This window comes from Alcaligenes phenolicus, assembly GCF_032063905.1.
In the GTDB taxonomy this organism is placed as follows: Bacteria; Pseudomonadota; Gammaproteobacteria; order Burkholderiales; family Burkholderiaceae_B; genus Alcaligenes; species Alcaligenes phenolicus.
In genome coordinates this window covers 102,686-123,660 of the sequence record NZ_DAMBOE010000001.1, presented here as the reverse complement: position 1 = coordinate 123,660, position 20,975 = coordinate 102,686, and the positions used below count along the sequence as shown (strand labels likewise).

General features: G+C 57.0%; 16 protein-coding genes. 5 read left to right on the top strand and 11 right to left on the bottom strand.

What is annotated here, in order from left to right; genetic code table 11:
* Nucleotides 1-340 precede the first annotated feature (340 nt).
* Both U2949_RS00550 and U2949_RS00545 read left to right on the top strand, forming a co-directional pair.
* On the top strand, nt 341-523 hold the full coding sequence (locus tag U2949_RS00550; protein WP_026484623.1) for a hypothetical protein: 183 nt from the start codon (nt 341-343) through the stop codon (nt 521-523).
* Nucleotides 516-1,928 (top strand): amidase, encoded by a 1,413-nt coding sequence (locus U2949_RS00545; RefSeq protein WP_321285546.1) that lies wholly within the window; start codon nt 516-518, stop codon nt 1,926-1,928. The genes U2949_RS00550 and U2949_RS00545 overlap by 8 nt, the downstream gene beginning before the upstream one ends.
* 718 nt (nt 1,929-2,646) lie before the next feature.
* On the opposite strand, the gene U2949_RS00540 is transcribed toward U2949_RS00545, so the two are convergent.
* A complete protein-coding gene (locus tag U2949_RS00540; RefSeq protein ID WP_321285544.1) occupies nt 2,647-3,984 on the bottom strand; it encodes an aminotransferase-like domain-containing protein in 1,338 nt (445 codons plus the stop codon).
* A 202-nt stretch (nt 3,985-4,186) separates the two neighbouring features.
* Between U2949_RS00540 and U2949_RS00535 the strand changes: the two genes are divergently transcribed.
* From U2949_RS00535 to U2949_RS00525, 3 genes are all read left to right on the top strand, one after another.
* Nucleotides 4,187-5,383, top strand: coding sequence for an MFS transporter (locus tag U2949_RS00535; RefSeq protein WP_321285539.1), 1,197 nt, complete (start codon nt 4,187-4,189; stop codon nt 5,381-5,383).
* A gap of 320 nt (nt 5,384-5,703) precedes the next feature.
* Complete coding sequence (locus tag U2949_RS00530) at nt 5,704-6,066, top strand: hypothetical protein (protein ID WP_257723580.1); 363 nt, start codon at nt 5,704-5,706, stop codon at nt 6,064-6,066.
* An 86-nt stretch (nt 6,067-6,152) separates the two neighbouring features.
* Nucleotides 6,153-7,313: an FKBP-type peptidyl-prolyl cis-trans isomerase N-terminal domain-containing protein gene (locus U2949_RS00525; RefSeq protein ID WP_321285537.1), complete on the top strand. Its 1,161-nt coding sequence runs from the start codon at nt 6,153-6,155 to the stop codon at nt 7,311-7,313.
* A gap of 112 nt (nt 7,314-7,425) precedes the next feature.
* Here the strand turns inward: U2949_RS00525 and U2949_RS00520 are convergent, their stop codons facing one another.
* From U2949_RS00520 to U2949_RS00475, 10 genes are all read right to left on the bottom strand, one after another.
* Nucleotides 7,426-8,178 (bottom strand): SDR family NAD(P)-dependent oxidoreductase, encoded by a 753-nt coding sequence (locus U2949_RS00520; protein WP_109088167.1) that lies wholly within the window; start codon nt 8,176-8,178, stop codon nt 7,426-7,428.
* 111 nt (nt 8,179-8,289) lie between these two features.
* Nucleotides 8,290-9,042, bottom strand: a complete 753-nt coding sequence (locus U2949_RS00515) for an SDR family NAD(P)-dependent oxidoreductase (RefSeq protein ID WP_321285535.1) — start codon at nt 9,040-9,042, stop codon at nt 8,290-8,292.
* Nucleotides 9,043-9,079: 37 nt separating this feature from the next.
* Nucleotides 9,080-11,890 (bottom strand): DUF3141 domain-containing protein, encoded by a 2,811-nt coding sequence (locus U2949_RS00510; RefSeq protein WP_407654142.1) that lies wholly within the window; start codon nt 11,888-11,890, stop codon nt 9,080-9,082.
* Nucleotides 11,891-11,918: 28 nt separating this feature from the next.
* Complete coding sequence (locus U2949_RS00505; protein ID WP_321285533.1) at nt 11,919-13,103, bottom strand: acetyl-CoA C-acetyltransferase; 1,185 nt, start codon at nt 13,101-13,103, stop codon at nt 11,919-11,921.
* Nucleotides 13,104-13,173: 70 nt separating this feature from the next.
* Entirely contained in the window at nt 13,174-13,920 is a 747-nt protein-coding gene (phbB, locus tag U2949_RS00500; protein WP_026484632.1) for an acetoacetyl-CoA reductase, read from the bottom strand.
* 5 nt (nt 13,921-13,925) lie between these two features.
* Nucleotides 13,926-14,366, bottom strand: a complete 441-nt coding sequence (locus tag U2949_RS00495; protein WP_230940634.1) for a phasin family protein — start codon at nt 14,364-14,366, stop codon at nt 13,926-13,928.
* 54 nt (nt 14,367-14,420) lie between these two features.
* Nucleotides 14,421-15,545, bottom strand: coding sequence for an ABC transporter permease (locus U2949_RS00490; protein ID WP_021446932.1), 1,125 nt, complete (start codon nt 15,543-15,545; stop codon nt 14,421-14,423).
* A gap of 1 nt (nt 15,546) precedes the next feature.
* Nucleotides 15,547-18,285 carry a ribosome-associated ATPase/putative transporter RbbA gene (gene rbbA, locus U2949_RS00485; RefSeq protein ID WP_257723583.1) on the bottom strand — a complete coding sequence of 913 codons (2,739 nt, stop codon included), beginning with the start codon at nt 18,283-18,285 and terminating at the stop codon, nt 15,547-15,549.
* A 3-nt stretch (nt 18,286-18,288) separates the two neighbouring features.
* Entirely contained in the window at nt 18,289-19,368 is a 1,080-nt protein-coding gene (locus U2949_RS00480; protein WP_321285529.1) for an HlyD family secretion protein, read from the bottom strand.
* On the bottom strand, nt 19,365-20,870 hold the full coding sequence (locus U2949_RS00475; RefSeq protein ID WP_321285526.1) for an efflux transporter outer membrane subunit: 1,506 nt from the start codon (nt 20,868-20,870) through the stop codon (nt 19,365-19,367). The genes U2949_RS00480 and U2949_RS00475 overlap by 4 nt, the downstream gene beginning before the upstream one ends.
* Nucleotides 20,871-20,975 lie beyond the last annotated feature (105 nt).

The window sequence follows — 20,975 nt, the reverse complement described above, 5'->3', positions numbered from 1 at the left end:
GATTCCGGGCGCCGTGCAGGTCTAGGAATAATCCGAAAAACCTGCTGGCAAACCATCCATGCAGGGTAAACATGGAGGCTCGGTCTGCGGCCAAAGGCCCGCCAAGCCTGTGTGCACTGCCGGCATCCCAAGCGCTGGAAAACCCTAGTATTTTTCAGAAGGCATATTTTGTAGATTAATTAGGCAGACAACTTTGTCTGCCAAAACAGATGCATGCGCTGCCAAAGTTGCCAGCGACATGCAGGCAATAAAGCCTCACTCCCTGTCACCAGGGGTGGGGCTTTTTTTGTGCGCGCGATTTATGCATGCCTGTTTTATGACCACCACAAGGAGAAGACAAATGACGGTAAGTGTGAAAGACGCCTTGGCGGCAAAAGGGATACATCCCAGCCCCCAGCATCTGGAGAAACTGGAAGTCAAATGGCGCGAAATCCAGGCCATGAAAGGCAATCTGGAAGGCATCGCCATTGACGATGCAGACGTAGCAATCAAACACCTGGCCGGAGGCGACCACCATGAATAAAGACCTGCTTGAACTGAGCGTCATCGATCTGGCCGACAAGCTGCGCAGCAAAGCCGTCTCCCCCGTTGAAGTGACCGACAACCTGCTGAGCTACATCGAGCAATCCAACAAGCAAACCAACGCCTACATTTCTGTTACCGCTGAGCAAGCCCGCAAGAGCGCCAAACAAGCGGAACAGGACATCATGGCCGGCAAGTACAAAGGCGTGTTCCACGGTGTTCCGCTGGCCCTGAAAGACAATATTTACTTTGCGAACGAGGTCACCACCATGGCCTCCAAAATCCACAAGGACTTTGTCTCCAAAGACGACGCGACCGTGGCCACCAAGCTGCGCGATGCCGGGGTGATCTTCACCGGCAAGCTGAACATGCACGAGTACGCCTGGGGTATCGACAACAACAACCCGCACTTTGGCGCCGTCCATAATCCCTGGAATGCCGACCGCGTCCCTGGTGGCTCCAGCGGTGGCTCGGGTGCAGCGGTAGCCTCCCACAGCTCCTACAACACCCTGGGCACCGACACGGCCGGTTCCATCCGTATCCCATCGGCCGCATGCGGCATCGTCGGCCTGAAACCCACCCATGGCCGCGTCAGCAAATTCGGCGTCTACCCCCTGGCCTGGACCCTGGACCACGTAGGCCCCATGTCCAAAACCGTGGCTGACGCCGCTGCCATGCTGGAAGTGATCGCCGGCTTTGATGGCCGCGACCCCACCTGCGCCAACGTTCCCGTCGGTTCCTACCTGAGCGCACTGAATGGCAACGTTAAAGGACTGCGCATCGGCATCATCGAAGACTACTTCTTCAAGAACGTGGACGCCGGAATCGAAAAAGTAATCCGCGACCGCCTGGCCGACCTGGAAAAACAGGGCGCCAAAGTCATCCCGCTGAAAGTCCCCGCCCTGCGCTACTCCGAATGGGCCGAGCTGGCCGTCAGCCTGACCGAAGCTGCCACCATCCACCACCAGGACCTGATCAAACGCCCCGACGACTTCGGCGGCGACATCCGCTTCCTGTTTGAACTGGGCGAACTGTTCAGCGGCATCGACTACCTGCAAGCCCAGCAAGTACGCCGTGCACTGAAACAACAATTTACCGCCACCTTCAAAGACGTAGACGTCATCATCGCCCCCACCCTGCCTTGCCAGGTACCCAATATCGGCACCGATACCGTCAACATCAACGGCAAAACCCTGGACTTCATCGACGAAGGCATCCGCTTTACCGGCCCCAGCAACCTGACCGGCCTACCCGCCGTCACCGTGCCAGCCGGTATCTCCGAAGGCATGCCCGTGGGCCTGCAAATCATCGGCCCCGCCTTTGAAGAAGCCCGCATCCTGAACGTTGCCTACGCCGTGGAAAACATGAAACCACTGGCAGGACACCACCCCGTCCTGAAACCGTAAGCTAAAACAAGCCCCACAGGAACAAGCCCCTGTCCGCTAACAGCAGACAGGGGCTTTCTTTAGAAAAGCGGAGAAAAGAAGCAATCTCTACAGCTCGGACCCCGCTACCGAAAACAACAAAAATACAGCTCTGATCTATCGTCATCTTTCAGCATCCCACGCTGAACGCCAAACACGTCAGGCGACTCCTTACCTGCTCAGTCACTTAAGTGGACTCAGACAGTTTGACCCCACACGAACTGGCCCGATACCCCACACCCGACCAGACCAAGCAAAGGCAAATACCAACACAAGCAATCCCCAACCAGGCCAAAGCCAAAGCCAAAGCCAAAGCCAAAGCCATCAAAATCGTAAACACAGAGGGACTCTATTTTCTTTCAATAAGCCATTCGGGTTCGCCCCAGGGCTGAGCGGCGAGTCAGAGTTCTTGCCGCGGGCGATTGCGGGATACGGGGTGCAAGCGCCCTTCTGTTCGCGCCCGACGCTTGTGATGTGTCCGGGGGACACATCACCGGGCAAGTTAAGGGCGCGCCCGTATCCTGCAATTGCCAAGGGGACCGACGCGCAGCGTCGGCAAGGACTCAGCCGCTCAGCCCTGGGGCGAACCCGAATGGCGTCTTTCAGAACGAGCCCCCTGCTCCAACCCGAGACGCTTCAGACAAGAAAGCAATCTAAACCGAGCAAAGCAAAAAGAAGCCAAATCAAACAGCACCAGCTCTTACGTCCACCCCAAACAAGGCATCACCTCCTGCGTCAAGTGCGCTACATTCAAGCGCATCCTGTCCCTGAAATCCTTGCCTACCGCAAACGACGCCCCCGGCATCAGCAAGATCCCCTGCTGCTCCAGCCTCTCTATATAAGCCGTCAAATCCGGCATCTCCGGATGCCCGACCCACAAGAACATCCCGCCCTGCGCCGGCACATCAAATACCCAGCCGTATTCCATCAGCGCTTTCTGCGCAATTTGCTGATGCGTCATCAATTGCCGCTGAATCGCCTGCGTATGTTTCGCATACGTGCCATCCGCCAGAATCGTATTGACGAAACGCTCGCAAAATCCCGGCACAGCCACACTGGTCAAGAGCTTTAGCCGAATCAAGGGCTCCAGCAACTGCAACCCGCAGGCGATGTAGCCAATCCGCAAGGAGGCCGACAAGGACTTGGAAAAACTGCCTATATAAACCACATGCTCCAAATCCCCCAGCCCCGCAAACGTCTGCCGCACGCCAGGGAAAAAGTCCCCGTACACATCATCCTCAACAATCAGGAAATCGTGCTCCATCGCCAGCTTGACCACGGCAAAGGCCACCTTGGGACTCAAACCCGCCCCGGTCGGATTATGAAAGGTGCTATTGCAGAAAAAAGCCCGCACCTTGTGCCTGCCCAAGATCTGCGCCAAAGCCCCTACATCCGGCCCATCCGCCAGACGCGGCACCCCGATCGGCACGCCCCCACACAAGCGAATCAACTTGATCAAATTGCCATTACAGGGTTCATCCACCAAAACATGGTCGCCCGGAACAATCACAGTCCGCGCAATCAGATCCAGCGCTTGTGTCGCCCCCAGAGTCGTCACAATCTGCTGGGGAGAGACCTCGATCAAAGTCGATTGCCGCAACAACATGGACAGTTGCTTGCGCAAGGGCAGATAGCCCTGAATGTCGCCATACTCAACCAGACCACTGCGCCCGGAACGCGCCGTCTTGCGTATGGCCTTGGCCAAGGCATCCGTATCCCGCCACGGCACAGGCAACCAGCCACAACCCAGCTTGCACTGCTCGGGCTTGGCTTGCAGGATTTTAAGCAAAGGGTCCGTCGCCGCCTCGGACGGCGATAAGGGCAAGTGCTCCCCCAGCCCGGACCAACGCGCCACAAAATAACCGCGACCTTGCAAAGCCTCCAGCATCCCCTCGCCAACCAGACGGGTGTAGGCGCTGACCACGGTGTGATGGCTCAGGCCTTCTGTGGCCATCATCTTGCGGATGGAAGGCAGTTGCTGCCCCACCGCCCAGTCACCCTGAAGAATCGCCTCCTTCAGACGTTCGTAAAAATCCATGCTGCCCGCCTCCAGTCACTGTTAGAAAAAATTAACTAACAGTTTTCAGGATAGTACACCGACTGTTCGAGACAAGGGCGTCGTGACACTCCAAAATCGTCCCGACTGCTTTTCATTTGCTGTGTTTGCATTGCCCTGCTCTCAACAACAAGGCTTGTATTCGCGCAACCTTCCACCCCAAGCTTCATCACCGTGTAGCACCATGACAGCCACCCGCCTGCCGTTTCGAACCTACCTTTATTTCCTGGCCCAATCCATCAACCTGACCACCGCCGTCATGTCCGTCACCATGGCGGCCCTGGTCGGTGGCAGTCTGGCTCCCGAACCGTGGCTATCCACCGTGCCCTACGGTTTTCAGTTCCTGTTTGTGATGCTGTTCACACTGCCGGCCTCCAGGCTGATGGCCGCCATAGGCCGGAAAAAATCCTTTTTGCTGGCCAGCCTGCCCTTGGCCGCCTCGGGTGTGGTCGGTTACTGGGCAATCGAACTGAAACAGTTTTCCTGGCTGGTGGCATCGCATGCCTTGCTGGGCATTTACATTGCCTTTGCCAACTTCAACCGCTTTGCCGCCACCGACGGACTTGGCAGCATGCTCAAACCGCGTGCTATCTCCCTGGTGGTAGCCGGAGGCGTAATTGCCGCCGTAACAGGCCCCTTGCTGATACGGAGTTTGAAAACCAGCAGTTTCGGGCCCGAGTTCGCCGCCTGCTATGCCGCCTTCACCTTGTTAGCGCTGGTCTCGTGCATCCTGAATCTGTGCATCAAGGAAGTGCGACCAGCTCAGCCTGCGGCGCGCCAGAAAACCAATCGTGGCCAGACCTTGGGCCTGGTGCTGCATAACAAGACGCTGGCTATTGCCATCTGCATCGCCGCGATTGGCTACGGCATCATGAACTTGCTGATGATTCAGGCGTCCATGCACATGTCTCATCTTCATGTGCATTTTTCAGACATCAGCACCGCGATTCAATGGCATGTGCTGGCCATGTTCGCCCCTTCTTTCTTTACCGGTATTCTGATCCAGAAATTTGGCCTGAAAACCATTGCCATCACCGGCATCCTGCTTTTGCTCGTGAGCAGCCTGGTCAATATTGTTGGTCACAGCTACACGATGCTCACCCTTTCGCTATTGATTCTGGGCTTAGGCTGGAACTTCACCTATGTGGGTGGCAGCGCCTTGCTGACGGAATCCCTGGAAGGCAAACCGCAGTTTCTGGAGGTACAGGGCTTGAATGATCTGGGTGTATCCATCTGCGCCACTCTGGGGGCGTTCGCACCGGCCTTTCTGTTCAGCTTCGCAGGCTGGAGCGGTACCAATATTCTGACCGCCATTATCTGCCTGGTGCTATTGCTCCTGTCGCTGCTATATATCCCGCCTCAAAAGAGCTGCAAGCCATAGCACCGGCCCTGTCCAGATCTAGACAAACCCCTCTTTCCAAATGATATCGCCGCTACCCCGATTGGGAAGTGGCGATTTTTTTTTACGTCTACCTCAATAATAGAAAGGCATGAAAATCAGATAGTTCTTAATTTTTAGTCGGCATCTGCATGTTCCAATTTCAGCGTAAAGCAAGCTGATGCAATCTGGTTTTGTTGAAGCTGACAATCATCCAAAGCAAGGAACCGAGGCCCACGTTTTCAAGACTTGCAACAACGCTCGAATTCAATACTCGCCCCTCAAAAACCTGAATAAAGCTAGTCGAACGTATCGAGGAATTTATGCGATTCACCCTACCCAGCGCGGCCATCCTGGCCGCCTTTGTTTTATCTGCTTGCCAAGCTACCACCCCTATTCGTAACACCGAAGAGTCTGGTGCATCCAGCAAGGAAGATAAATGCTTTCAAGAGTTCGCTGCACTCAAAGAGCTGGACCCCCTTGCCTACGAAAAATACCGACTGCAAATGCAGACCATTGATGAGAACTTCGGAATCTATAAATCCAACGAGGCTCTGATTGATGAAAACGCGTCTGAGATCATGCTGACCGAAGTCAATAAAATGCTTTCTCTGGTCTGTGTCCGCATTAATAACGCTGTCTATACCAACATGATGGATCGCGTTCAGAACCTGAATAAGCTATGAGGAAATACTTCAACGCAGCGCTTTGCTGCAGTCTGCTGCTTTTCTATGAGGCTTCTCATTCTGTCGGAACAGGCCTTCTGGATCGCTTGGCCAACGAAAACATCATAGGGAACGGCCTTGCTCGACCGCAGGGAGGTACGAGCTCTGCTCAACCCAGCGCCATTCCTGCTCCAGCAGGCCACGCCGATAACAACGCCTTGCTCAGAAACGAGCTACATCAAGCCAACACCCAGTTGATAGCCTTGCAACAACGCTTGTCTGATGCCGAGAATCTGAATAGCCAGTTGCAAGAACAATTGCAGCTGCTACAGGCAGAGCCAGACGGATCACTGATCCTGGCGCCCGTCACTCTTGATCAGGAGCAAAACCAGGCACGAATCAAGGAATTAAGTCAGCGCCTGGAAGACGAGATGAATCAGAAACACGCTTTGGCATCAGAACTGGAAAGCCTGCAAAAAGCCCGGAACCAGGACCTGTCCAATGATCCCTCACAGGACAGCAAGCGTGCCGCGACCGCTACAGAAATCGCCACGCTCAAGAAGGAAATAGACAAATTAAAAGAGGCCAAGCAGGACTTGCAGCACCGGTTAGTCGCACAGGCTCTGAATTCAAGCAAAGCCGAACCCACCGGAGCGCCCCGGCGCATGGTTGTGAATGACGCCGCCTCACCAGACATTCGTCTGAGCTACGCTATCGGTGCCTGGTACGCGGATAGTGCGCCTCATGAAACACAGAAACTGGCGTCCATCGGCAAAAAACTGGACTTGCAAGCCTTCTCACAAGGCTTTAGCGACAAGATCGACCAGCGTCTGCAATTGTCCTCCAGCATTATTTCTGTGGAGCTGGCCAACGTAGACAAGCTGTTGGAGCAGGCCATGCTGTCCAAGAACGAGAAGCAGGCCCAGTCTGTTCTAGCGGCGGCAGCAGCCGAAAAGGGCGCCGTCAAAATGCCTGATGGCGTGGTCTACAAGATCCTGAACAAGGGCAAGGCACCTATGGTGAGCGCTAGCAGCGATATCTTGTTTGAGCTTGATGAAGAACTGGGCACGGGGGAAATCCTGGCCGCCAGAGAAACCAAAACCAGCCTGACCGTAGACCTGCCGCCGCTTTTCCAGGACATCGTCAAACAACTGGGGATTGGTGGTTCTGCTCGTATCCACGTCCCTATCACGCAGGCCCATGCCGTCACTGGGGTGCCACCCGGCTCGGTGTCAATTACCACGATCAGGATTATTGGCGTGAAATAAAACAAATGCCGGTACTCGCATAAACGTCGAGCACCGGCATAGGACTGCTTTACAAACACGCCAGCGGTATGTGCTCCGTCCATCAAATCGGCAGAGCCACCACCCTTATCGCTTACTTGGCGGTATAGCCCCCATCGGCCACCAGGCACGCACCTGTCATGAAGCTGGCCCCTTCCGAGAGCAGAAAGGCGATGGTATGAGCAATCTCGTCAGAATGCCCCAGGCGACCAATCGGATGCTGAGTCACCAGATCGGCGCGTGCAGCCTCGTCATAATCAGACAGGATGGGCGTATCCACATAGCCGGGGTGAATCGTATTGATGCGTAGGCCCTTGGAGGAATACTCCAGCGCCGCCGCACGACTCAATCCCACCACCCCATGTTTGGCCGCGTTGTAACCGGGTAAGCGCGCATTGGAGACCAGCCCCATGATGGACGACATATTCACAACCGCCCCACCACCGGCCGCCAAAATCGCTGGAATCTGATAGCGCAAACCGTAAGCCACACCATTCAGATTGGTATCAATCAGGCTGTGCCAATCGTCCAGATCCAGCTCGCCAACGGGCTTGGAACCACCCAGAATGCCTGCATTATTCACCGCAAAATGCAGGGCACCGAAGTTCTCGATGGCGCAATCAACCAGTTCCTTCACCTGATCTGGCTTAGTCACGTCCGTTACTTTCGCAACGGCCTTGCCACCGGCTTTTTCAATATCCTTGACTACCTCGTCCAGCGCACTTCGATTTCGACCCGATACCACCACAGACAAGCCATTCGCAGCCAGCAAGCGGGCTGTTGCAGCACCAATACCCGAGGTCGCGCCGGTAACCAGCGCAGAGTGACCAGAGAATGAATACTTCATCGTGGAACCCCTTAAAAAAATAGGCCCCGCTCAAAGTGGGGGCCCGAATTTTCGCTGGCTAGTCTTGAATGAAAATACTGATCTTGTTCTTGCAGCGATGTAACCCCCAACTTAACGAGAGGTGTAACCCCCATCGGCCACCATGCACGCGCCCGTCATGAAGCTGGCGCCGTCCGAGAGCAGGAAGGCAATAGCGTGGGCAATTTCATCGGCATGGCCCAAACGCCCAATCGGGTGTTGGGCTACCAACGCTGCACGGGCAACATCATCAAAGCCCGACAGAATCGGGGTATCCACATAACCGGGATGGATGGTGTTGATGCGTATGCCTTTAGCGGAATATTCCAGCGCAGCAGAACGGCTCAGGCCAATCACCCCGTGTTTGGCGGCGTTGTAGCCGGGCAAAGTGGGGTTGGCCACCAGGCCCATGATGGACGACATATTCACAATCGCGCCCCCACCTGCGGACAAAATGGCGGGAATCTGATAACGCAGGCCATAAGCTACACCGTTCAGGTTGATGTCGATCAGGCGACGCCAGCCGTCCAGATCCATCTCGCCAGCCGGGCCGGAATCCCCGCCCACACCCGCGTTATTGACGGCAAAGTGCAAGGCACCGAAATGCTCGATGGCGCAATCGACAGCGGTTTTCAACTGATCGGGCTGAGTAACATCAGCCACGTTCGCCACGGCCTTGCCACCGGCCTGCTCAATTTCCTTGACCACGGCTTGAACTGCGTCGGCCTGTACGTCCGACACAACAACCGACAGGCCATTGGCCGCCAGCAGGCGAGCCGTTGCGGCACCGATACCCGAGGCAGCGCCCGTTACCAAAACAGAGTGGCCGGAAAATGAATACTTCATGCTGAAAACTCCTTCAAAAATTCACTGAAGCCAAGTCTCAAGACTTGCGCTGACGAGTCCTGGAAGCGGCGCCTGTGCTGGCAGGCTTGGTGGGAGCCTTGCCCTGCCCGGATGCTGGCGGCGAACTCGTTGCAGACTTGGAGGCTGGCGATTTGCTTGTAGCTGGAGTTGCCGAGCTTGAAACGGCGGATGCTGGAGTCCCGGCAGCGCTGGTCGCCTTACCCGGTTCCTTGCGGGGTTCTACCGACTTGGCCTGGGGCTTGGCCGCCTCTGCTTTTGCAGCGGCACCGACCTTGGTATCACCCACGGAACGAGCAGCAGGCTTGGCAGTTACAGGCTTTTCAGCTGCGGGCTTGGCTGCCGCTTGAGCTGCAATACCTGCCGTGGTTTGGGCAAGCGGTTTAGTCGCTGGCTTGGCGGCTGGTTTCACTGGCGCTGTTGCAGCTGTTTTAGCGCTCGTATCTGTTGACGATGTACCCGTCGATTTCGCAGCCGTTTTCTTTACCGTCTGGGCCATCGTTGGCTTTACTGAAGCAGGAGCGGTCGACTTACTAGCCACTGCTGGCGTCGTTTTAACAGCGGCTTTCGTTGCGACCTTGCTTGCTGTTTTAGCAACGGGCTGGGTGTCCGCACTGCTCGACTTCCCGCCCTGCTCCTGCTGTTTGGCAGCCGCCTCGAACAAGCCCAACACTTCTTCCGACGCCTTGACCACGGCCTCGGGAGCCGCATCCTGCTCATCAATGGCGCTGATCAGTTTCTTGATCAGGGACGCCACCAGACGGATTTCCTCTGGCGTATGTTTGCTCAACAAGTGCGGAATCGCTTCCACGGCTTTATGACCATGATGCGCCAGCACCAAGGCCTGCTCGCGAATCGCAGCACGCATTTTTTCAATATCAAACTTGCCAGCATCGTATTGCTCGCGCAAGCGCATGGCGGCATGGTGATAACGCTCGTCCACGCTGTTGCGCTGCTTGGCGATATGGAACAAACCGCGCAGTGCCGCCTCCAGCAAACCGCCTTCGTTCAACAAACCGTCCAGTCTGTGCATCTGCTGACGCACAAAAGCCAGATGCTCGGGGGAGCTGCCAGGATGCGGGCGTGCCGGTGCAGAGTCTCCCGGCGCATGGCCCGCCAGCGCCATCAGCAAGGGCGAGCCGTATACCGTGTCGAACCAGATCTGGTAGATGCTGTCGCGACGGTCACGGTAATTATTCAAGGCCCGTTCCATGGCCTGAGAGAAATTCTCCTGTGCTTCCAGGAACAGATTATCGTCATCCACAGTCTGGCGCTGCTGGCTGATGTTCTCGGCCCATTGATGAATCGTGGCAGCCCAAGGGTGGGCGCTGGTCCAGGACTCGTAGGACAGACGCATAGGGTGCAGCGCTTCCAGCAATGCCGCGGTATACGGCGTGGACAACGCTTTGACCCACGGTTGCAAGGTGCTCTTGTAGAAAGCCAGGTTGATTTCCGACAAGCGTGCAGCCGCTGCAAAGCGGCGGTCTGATTCAGGATCTGGCTGCACAATCTCGGCAATTTCCGCCAGATTGCTTTGACGCACCGACATCAAATAGGGGTCGTTCAGCAAAGTGTCGTCGTCAGGTGTTTCTTCAACCGTGGCCCGATAAATACCGGCAGGCAACAGATCAATCTGATCAATGGTGCTGGCAAATTTGCGGTGCTCCTTGCTGCCCACACTGCCGGACACAAAAATACCCAAATGCCCGATACGGTCATGGGTTGTGAACACGATAGTCTGGTCGTGACTGCGTACATCGTCGTCATCCAGATACAGATCGGTAATCCAGCCCAAAGCCTGTGCAGGCGGCGTGATGTTGTCGCCAAAGGAACTGAACACCACAATGGGCGAACGGATATTACGCAGGTCGATACGGATGCCGTCCGAGGTCATCAACTGGGCCGTAGACAGCTTGTTGCCAATGAAAAGGTTGTCCACGATGTACTGCATTTCCACATCGTTCAAAAAGACATAGCCACCCCAGTACTTCTCGAAACCGATATAGCGCTCGGCCTCGGTGTCGGCCTTGGCGTACACGTTGTACTGCTTGGACCACAAGGTATTGGCAGGGTCCAGGTTTTCAAAGTTCTTGACCAGCCACGCGCCATCAAAGCGGCCATTGCCCAGGTCGCTGGTCATGGCAGTCAACCAACTGCCGCCCAGCAAACCACCGGCATAACGCATGGGGTTGCGACCAGCCCAGTAGGACACGGGGGCCCCGGCCAGAATCAGAGGGCCAAACAACTCGGGCCAGACAGCGGCGGCCATCATGACCTGCCAGCCTGCCTGACAATTGCCGATCACCACTGGCTTGCCCTGACTTTCCGGATGCAGTTCAGCCGCTTTGCTGACAAAGGCAGCATGGGCACGCATTACATCCTCGACCGTCTGGCCGGGGACGGGGTCTGGTAAAAAACCGACGAAATAGCAAGGGTGCCCTGCTTGCAGCGCGGCACCAATTTCACTGTCGGATTTGAAGCCACCAATCCCAGGCCCATGCCCGGCCCGGGGGTCCACCACCAGGAAAGGACGTTTGCTGGGATCGGTAGGCTGATCTTCCGGTGCCAGAATACGCACCATCAGATAGTTGACCGGTCGGGGAAGAGTCAGACCCGACATGACCAGTTCAGCCGGGAAGTTCAGCACATTGGGCACTTCAACCTTGCGTTGGGCCTGGTACTGATCCCCGACCTGACGCTCGATATCGGCATACAGAATGGCGCGCTGCCAGGCGTCCACAAAGTACGAGGAGACGGTCTGACCCAGGTTCCAGGGATTCATCATCCAGGAGGACCAGGCCGTGCTGTCGTCACGAGACTTATCTGTCATCATCTTCTCCCTTCAATCAGCTATCTGTTCAAGCGGCCTCAATGGCAATCGCTACGCCTTGACCACCGCCAATGCACAAGGTGGCCAAACCTTTCTGGGCACCACGGCGACGCATTTCATGAACCAAGGTCACCAGCACGCGCGCGCCGGAAGCACCAATGGGGTGGCCCAAAGCGATGGCACCGCCATTGACGTTGACCTTGTCCATATCCCACTGCAAGTCTTTGGCCACCGCCAGCGATTGAGCGGCAAAGGCTTCGTTGGCTTCGATCAGGTCCAGTTGATCCAGTTCCCAACCCACCTTCTTCAAGACCTTGCGGCTGGCCGATACCGGGCCAATACCCATGATGGCCGGGTCTACGCCCGTGCTGGCCCAGCCACGAATCCAGGCCAGAACGGGCAGGCCCAATTCCTTGGCTTTCTCTGCGCTGGCCAGCAAAAGTACGGCTGCACCGTCGTTGATGGTGGACGCGTTCCCGGCGGTAACCGTGCCGTCTTTCTTGAAGGCAGGACGCAGCTTGGCCAAGGACTCCAGCGTGGTTTGAGCACGGGGCTGTTCGTCGGCCTCAACGCGCACAGGGTCGCCTTTACGCTGAGGTACGTCGATGGGGGTAATTTCATCCTTGAAGCGCCCGGCTTCCATTGCGGCTACGGCTTTACGCTGGGACTCCACCGCAAAAGCATCTTGTTGTTCGCGGGTGATGCCGTAGCGCTCGGCCAGGTTTTCTACCGTGATCCCCATGTGGTAGTTGTGGAAAGCGTCGGTCAGACCATCACGCAACAAGGTGTCGTCCATCATGGCGTGGCCCAGGCCCAAGCCAGTACGCGCCTTGTGTACAACAAAGGGAGCCAGGCTCATGCTTTCCTGACCTCCAGCCAGCACCAGATCGGCATCGCCCAACGCGATAGCCTGCGCCGCCAGATGCACGGCTTTCAAACCCGAGCCGCACAGCTTGTTCAGGGACATGGAGGGGACTTCATAAGGCAGACCGGAATTCACGGCGGCCTGACGGGCCGGGTTCTGACCAGCGCCGGCGGTCAGAATCTGGCCCAGAATAACTTCATCAATCTGTTCGGCTGCAACGCCCGTACTCTGGAGCACGGCGCGAATCAGTTGTGCGCTCAAATCGTGGGCGGGCACCGTAGACAGCCCCCCTTGAAAACGGCCGATGGGACTACGAGTCGCAGCAACAATGGCGATATCTTTGTGCATATCCATTCCTTTCATAAGTAGCAGGCCCGACAAGCGGACCCATACAGGCAGCAGCCGAACCGGGTGGGGCTCAATACATATGCTGGCCGCCATTCATGGCGACATTACTACCTGTCATAAACCCAGCTGCTTCGCTGGCAATAAAGGTGACCAGAGCGGCAATTTCCTCGGGCTTGCCCAGACGGCCAACTGGAATGCCCGCGATAATGCTGTTACGCACATCTTCCGGCACGGCCATGACCATTTTGGTGGCCAGATAACCGGGGGAAATTGTGTTCACGGTCACGCCCTTGCGCGCCACTTCCTGAGCCAGCGCCTTGGTAAAGCCGTGCATCCCTGCCTTGGCGGCCGAGTAGTTGGTTTGACCGAACTGTCCCTTGCTGCCATTGATGGACGAGATATTGATCACTCGGCCCCAGGTACGCTCCAGCATGCCGTCAATAAAGGGCTTGGTCACGTTGAACACCGAGTCCAGATTGACGCGCAGCACATCGTCCCACTTGTCTTTGCTCAGCTTGCGGAACGTGCCATCGCGCGTAATACCGGCGTTATTGACCAGGATGTCCACTTGCAGACCGTCCTTCTCGATGGCTTGCGCCATTTGCTGGCACGATTCGAAATCGGCCACATCAACGTGATAGCCCTGAAACACATAACCTGCATCGGCCTGCTCTTTAAGCCAGACCTGGGCATCGGCCTCGCTGCGCGAGTGAGTCACCAGAACTTGATGGCCCGCATCATGCAGGGCACGGGCGATCTCTTGGCCCAGACCGCCCATCCCACCTGTCACCAACGCCGTGCGTTTAACCGTAGACATACCGCTTATGCTCCCTTTTTAGTGTCAGAGGCGCTGGCAGCATTTGCCCAAGGTGCGCCCCACTGCTTGAAAATATCCATCATTGGCACGGCCGCACTGGTATTGCTGACTACCGCCATCACCGACTTCTGCCAGGCTTCCAGCGCTTCCTGCAAACCGGAGGTGAACTCGGTCTGGTTCTGAATCGCTAATTGATTGATGGTCTGGCTGTCGTTAACGCCGTGCTGGAACAAGCGCCAGAACGTGTCGGCGGGCAAAGTGGCCAAGGACTGCCAGTTACCCGTTTGCAACAAGCCTTCAATCTCGGCCGTGGTCTGCTCCATGCTGCGCAAATTACTTTTCTGTACGGACTCCAGCCAACGATGGCCGCCCTCCTGCAGCAGGCGCGTGATACGCAGTTGCAACTCAACATTGGCCTTGTACAGATCCAGGGGAAGTGTTTCCATGCTCATCGAAATCTCCTTAAAGGAAAAAAGTGCCCCCTGACGGGGCCCAGTCCATCAAGCCATCTGAGAGATGGTGTTACGAAAACGCCGCAGTGACAGAAGGAACAACGCCGTCCCGATCACCAGCAGGGCTAAAAAGGGTTGCCATACGGTTTCAATCCCTGCGCCACGGAACAAAATGGCCTGACCCAAGGACACGAAGTGCGTGGTGGGAGCCAGTTGCATCAGGTTCTGAACAATTTCAGGCATGCTTTCGCGGGGGGTGCGTCCACCCGAGAGCAAGTTCATGGGCAGCAAGGTCAGCATCAACAACAAGCCAAACTGCGGCATGCTGCGCGACAAAGTAGCCAGATAAATCCCCATGGAAGTCATGGCAAACAGACACAGAACGGCGCCGCACAGGAACAAGGGAATGGACCCCTCAATGGGCACGCCCAGCAGACCTCGCACCACAAAATTCAGCGAAGCCGCCGTCGCCACCAGAACCACCAACCCCATGGCCGTGACCTTGGACGCCATGATCTCGCCGGGTGTGACCGGCATCACCAGCAAGTGTTCGATCGTGCCGTGCTCGCGCTCCCGAATCAGGGCGGCTCCAGTCAGGATGATGGACAGCATCGCCACCGAGTTGATGACCTCGGCAATACTGCCAAACCAGGCTTTTTCCAGTGTGGGGTTAAACCGCACCCGCAAGGCCAGATCCACCGGCAAGGTGTCAATGCTGCGATACCGCCGCACAAACTCGTTAACCTCACCCATCACCACCTGCTGGATGTAGTTATTGCCGGTAAAGGCCTGACTCATGCGGGTGGCGTCAATGTTCAACTGCACTTCGGGGCTGCGTCCGGCCAGCACATCGCGCTGAAAGTTCGGTGGAATGTTCAGCACAAAGGTGAACTGCCCCGTATCCATGCCCGAGTCCATTTCCCCATACTCGATCATGTGCGGGTGGATGAATTCAGGCGGATAAAAAGCCGACGTAATGCGCGCTGACAAGGGGCTCTGGTCCTGGTCCACAATCGCGATGGGCGCATTGTTCAAGGTTTCGGGCTGCGCGGTCGCGGAGGTGTAAATCGAGACCGAAAACACGTACACAATGAGCAGCAGCATCATGGGGTCGCGCGCCAGACTCCACAGCTCCTTGCGGCCCAGCAACAGTACATTCTTGAGTTTTCTCATCTCACTTCTCCTGCTTTTTCAGCAGCATGACCGCCGCGCCCAACACCACCGGAATGGCCAGCAACAAGGCAAACAAGGCCCCGTGCAGATCCGAGAACGTCAGCGCTTTGTTAAATACCCCGCGACTGATGTTGAACATATGCGTAGCCGGATAAATCTCGCCCGCCCAACGGCTGATCCCTTCCATGGAGGACACCGGGTTCAGCAAACCGGACAATTGCGTGGCTGGCAGCATGGTGCCGATCATGGCAAAGAACATGGCTGCGATCTGACTTTTCGTCACGGTGGAAGCCACCAGCCCCATGCCGGTAGAAATCACGCAGAACATCAAGGTGGCCAGGCTCAAGGTCAGGAAGCTGCCCTTGATGGGCACATCAAACACCGTGATGGCCAAGAGGCACATGCACAGAAAGTTGATCATCGCCAGGCCGATATAGGGAATCTGCTTGCCCAGCAAAAACTCCACTCGGGTGACCGGCGTGACGTACAGGTTGATGATGGAACCCAGTTCCTTTTCACGCACCACGGACAGTGCAGTCAACATCGCGGGCAGCATCAGCAGCAGCACCGGAATCACGGCAGGCACCATGGCCGGCAAGCTCTTGACGTCCGGGTTGTAGCGGTAACGGTCCTGAATACTGGCGGGCACGACCAAAGCCCCTGCCCCCAGACGCTCCTTGGCTTGAGTAATCAGCCATTGCTGATGCATAGCCTTCACGTAGCCTTGAATGGTTTCGGCACGGGTAGGCATGGAACCGTCCACCCAGGCGGCGATTTCCGGCTTGCTGCCGCGCAGAACATCACGTCCAAAACCGGGCGGAATTTCGATCGCCAGCGCAATCTTGCCGCGCCGCATTCTGTCGTCCAGATCCTGGTAATCCGTTAAGGGGGCCTGCTCCAGAAAGTAGCGTGAGCCGGACAGGTTCAAAGCGTAGTTCTGGCTGATACTGGTCTGGTCGCGGTCCAGCACGGCGTAGCGCAAATCCTCTACGTCCAGCGTGATCCCGAAACCCATCACAAACAGCAAAATCAGGGAACCGGCCAAGGCCAAAGTGGCTCGTACCGGATCACGGCGCAGCTCCAGCGCTTCGCGCCAGGTGTAGCTCAGCAAGCGCTGCAAGCTGAAGCGTTCGCGCTTTTCGCTATGAGCTTCGTTTGCCACCACAGCCTGTTCTGTCGCCGGTTCCACTTCAGGCTCGGGGCCACTGGCTTCCAGCAAGTAGCCAATAAAGGCTTCTTCCAGATCAGCGGCGCCGCGCTTTTTCACCAGGTTCGCAGGCGTATCGCTATCGAGCACTTTACCGGCGTGCATCATGGACATGCGGTCGCAACGCTCGGCCTCGTTCATGAAGTGGGTGGAGATAAAAATCGTGACCTTGTCGCGACGGGACAACTCAATCAGCAAGCGCCAGAAGTTGTCGCGAGCCACTGGGTCCACACCGGAAGTGGGTTCGTCCAGGATCAGCAGCTCTGGCTTATGCACCATGGCCACCGCCAAGGACAGACGCTGGCGCATCCCCAAAGGAATGGCATCGGGCAAACGGTCCAGAATCTGGCCCAGCTCAAAACGCTCCACCATTTCCGCCACACGGCCTTCCACCTCGTCCTCGGGGACGTGGAACAACTGGGCGTGCAGCACCAGGTTTTGCCGGACCGTCAGCTCGCTGTACAGGGAAAAAGCCTGTGACATATAGCCCACACGACGGCGGGTATCGATGTCTTTGGGATCGACCTCGTGGCCAAACAACCAGGCCTGACCTTCGGAGGCAGGCAACAGCCCCGTCAGCATCTTCATGGTGGTGGATTTACCGCAGCCGTTCGAGCCCAGAAAACCAAAAATTTCGCCACGACGTATCCGGAAGGACACATTGTCCACGGCGGTAAAGTCGCCAAAGCGAATCGTCAGCCCTTCGGCCTCAATGGCAATATCGTCCGCATCCACATCCAGTGGCGGGATTTCTACGGCCTTATGGCCTTGACGCTTGTCCTCGGGCAAGAGGCGAATAAAGGCCTGCTCCAGACTCTTGCTTTCCGTGCGCTCCAGCAGCTCTTTGGGCGAACCTGTTGCCAGAATCTGGCCGTCGTCCATGGCAACCAGCCAATCAAAGCGCTGGGCCTCGTCCATATAAGCGGTGGCGACAATCACGCTCATGCCGGGACGTTCGATGCGAATACGCTCGATCAGATCCCAGAACTGCTTGCGGGCCAATGGGTCCACGCCAGTGGTAGGCTCGTCCAGCAGCAGAAAGTCCGGATCGTGAATCAATGCGCAGCACAGCCCCAGCTTTTGCTTCATACCGCCCGAAAGCTTGCCTGCGGGCCGTGTCAGAAAAGGATGCAGGCCCGTGCTACGCGTCAAATCGTCAATTCGACGACGGCGCTCGGCAGCATCATGCCCGAACAATCGACCAAAAAACTGCAGGTTCTCTTCCACCGACAAGGTGGGATACAGGTTCTTGCCCAAGCCTTGAGGCATGTAGGCAATGCGCGGGCAAATCTGGTCGCGATGGCTTTTTTCCGCCATATCGCCACCCAGCACTTCAATACGGCCTTCCTGAATCACACGGGCGCCCGCCAGCAAGGACAGCAAGCTGGACTTGCCCACGCCGTCAGGACCAATCAGTCCGACCATGCAAGCGGCAGGCACATCCAGGCTTAAACGATCCAGTGCGAGCGTGTCGCCATAACGCTGGCTAAGTTCAACAACGCGAGCAACCGCCGCCGCTTGCTGCTTGGGCATGGTTTACTCCGTCAAGGTGGAAGTCAGCGACTCAGGCCAGCTGGCATTGGGGTCCAGCTTTACCCAGGCCACACCGGGCAAGCCGGTCTTGACTTGCTCCAGGTGCTTTTTCAACAGTTCGGGGGCAATCTGGGCCTTGACTCGGAACATCAGTTTTTGGCGCTCCGAGGCCGTTTCCACACTCTTGGGGGTGAACTGGGCGGAACTGGCCACGAAGGACACGGTAGCTGGAACCGGGATATCTGGAATGGCATCCAGCACCAGACGCACCTCGGTGCCCAACGCCACCTTGCCGGCCACTTCGCTAGGCAGGAAGAAGGTCATATATACATCGGACAGGTCCAGCACATTCAGCACACGGCCACCCGCACCCAATACTTCACCGGGCTGGGCGACACGAAACTGCACGCGGCCATCGCGGGGGCTAACCAATTCACTGTCGCGCAAGTCGGCTTCGATACGAGCCACAGCCGCCTTGGCGGCTTCCACTGCAGATTGAGCACCAATCAACTGAGCTTTGGCAGCATTAATGGCGGCTTCTGCGGCATTGGCCTGAGCCTTGGTAGCGGCTACCGCAGCCTGGGCACCACGCACGCGGGCACGGTCATCATCCAGTTCCTGTGCCGAAGCGGCACCTTCTTTGGACAAGGTAGTGGAACGCGCCAGACGACGTTGGGCCGCATCCAGTTCGGACTCACGCTGACCAATCAAGGCTTTGGCAGCGATGGCATCGCTTTCACGCAAGGCCACTTGAGCCTGAGAGGCCGCCACATTGTTTTCAGCCTGACGCAACCCGGCCACAGCTTCGTCGCGTGCCGCTTCCAGACTGTCTTGCTGCATGATGGCCAGCACTTCGCCTTCTTTCACAAAATCGCCCTCGTGAGCGGCAATGCTTTGGATACGTCCGGCAAACTTGGTGGAGATATCAATCTCGGTCGCTTCAATACGGCCATTACCGCTGACAAAACCATCGCCAGGACCGGTATTGGAGATTTTCTGCCATGCCCACCAACCCAGGCCCAGAACCCCGGCAACGATTAGGACAGGAACAAGATTTTTTTTCAAAGAAGATTGTTTGCTCATAGCTGGCTCGAGGATGGATCCGAATTGGAGGAGTTATGGGTGTTGGTCAGGGGCTCGGAGGGGTCCAGCCCACCGCCCAAGGCGCTATACATGGCAATCTGGCTGGCCAGGAGCGCACGGCGCGTTTGCACCACTTGCTGCTCCACATCCAGCAAGTCACGCTGCGCATCCAGCACTTCCAGATAGGCAGCCGAACCGTTGTCGTAACGCATCTGTGCCAAACGGGCGCGCTCGGTCTGGGCAGACCGGGCAACCAGTTGAACTTCCAGCTGCTGGCTTAACCAATGGCGAGTCGACAAGGCATCCGACACCTCACGGAAGGCGGTTTGAATCGCTTTCTCGTATTCCGCAATGCGCATGTCGCGACGCACATAGGAGACGTCCAGATTCGCGCTGCGGCGGCCGCCATCAAAGATGGGCAGGGAGATGGTCGGAGCAAACATCCAGGCTTTGCTGCCAGAATCAAACAAGCCATCCAGCTCGGCGCTGGCAGTGCCGAAATTGCCAGTCAAGGCAATGCGGGGGAAGAAAGCGGCACGGGCGGCCCCAATATTGGCATTGGCGGCACGCAACTTGTGCTCAGCCGCAATAATGTCGGGACGCCAGACCATCAGGTCCGAAGGCAAACCGGGGGACAGCTCGGCCAACATGATGTTTTCATTTAAAGGCACACCGGTTGGAGACACGCCCGGATCGGCACCCAGAAGCTGTTGCAAGGCATGTAGTTGCACCGCGCGTTGCTGTTCCAGCTGGGCCAGCATGGACTGAGCCTGCGTCAGCAAGGTTTGCACCTGCGTCACATCCAGCTTGGACGTTGCGCCAACTTCATAACGGCGGGAGAAAATGCGGTAAGACTCCTGACGAGTCTCTACACTTTTGCGGGCGATCCGCACACGTTCGTCCAGCTCGCGCACCACAATATAGTTATTGGCCACTTGCGAGACCAAAGCGACATGCACGGCTTGTCGGCCTGCCTCGGTAGCCAGCCAGCCTTGCAAGGCAGCATCTTCCAGGCTACGTACGCGGCCCCATAAATCCAGCTCCCAACTGGTCAAACCGACCTGGGCGCGGTAATCGCTCCCTGTCACCGCCTGACCGCTGGGGTTCATGTCCCCAGGCACACGTGAGCGGGCAGCTTGCCCCCCTACGGTAAATTCAGGAAAGCGTTCGCTGCGCTGCAAATTCAGCATGGCGCGGGCTTCGTCCACCCGTAAAACAGCCACGCGCATATCGCGGTTATTTTCCAGCGCAGTCTCAATGAGCTTGCTCAGAACCGGATCTTTAAAGTATTCGCGCCAACCCAGATCACGCGCTCGCACCGCATTGGCCGGGCCTGCGGACAGGTCCGAGTAAGCCTGCGGAACGGGGGAAGCGGGCTGATCGTAATCGGGTGCCATCGAGGCACAACCCGCCAGGGTGACCAGCAAGGCAGCCAGCGCGAAATGAGGGCGACGCGCAGCGCTTCGGTGCTTGAGACTCAAATCGTAGGTCTGTGGGGCCATTGGAAAAAATGCCTAATGAGAAAAAGGGAACTGCCGTCAAGGCAAAACAGCACGTCAGCGATGGGCTTTGCGCCTATCGCCGACATCAAACAGAGCGACAAGCTC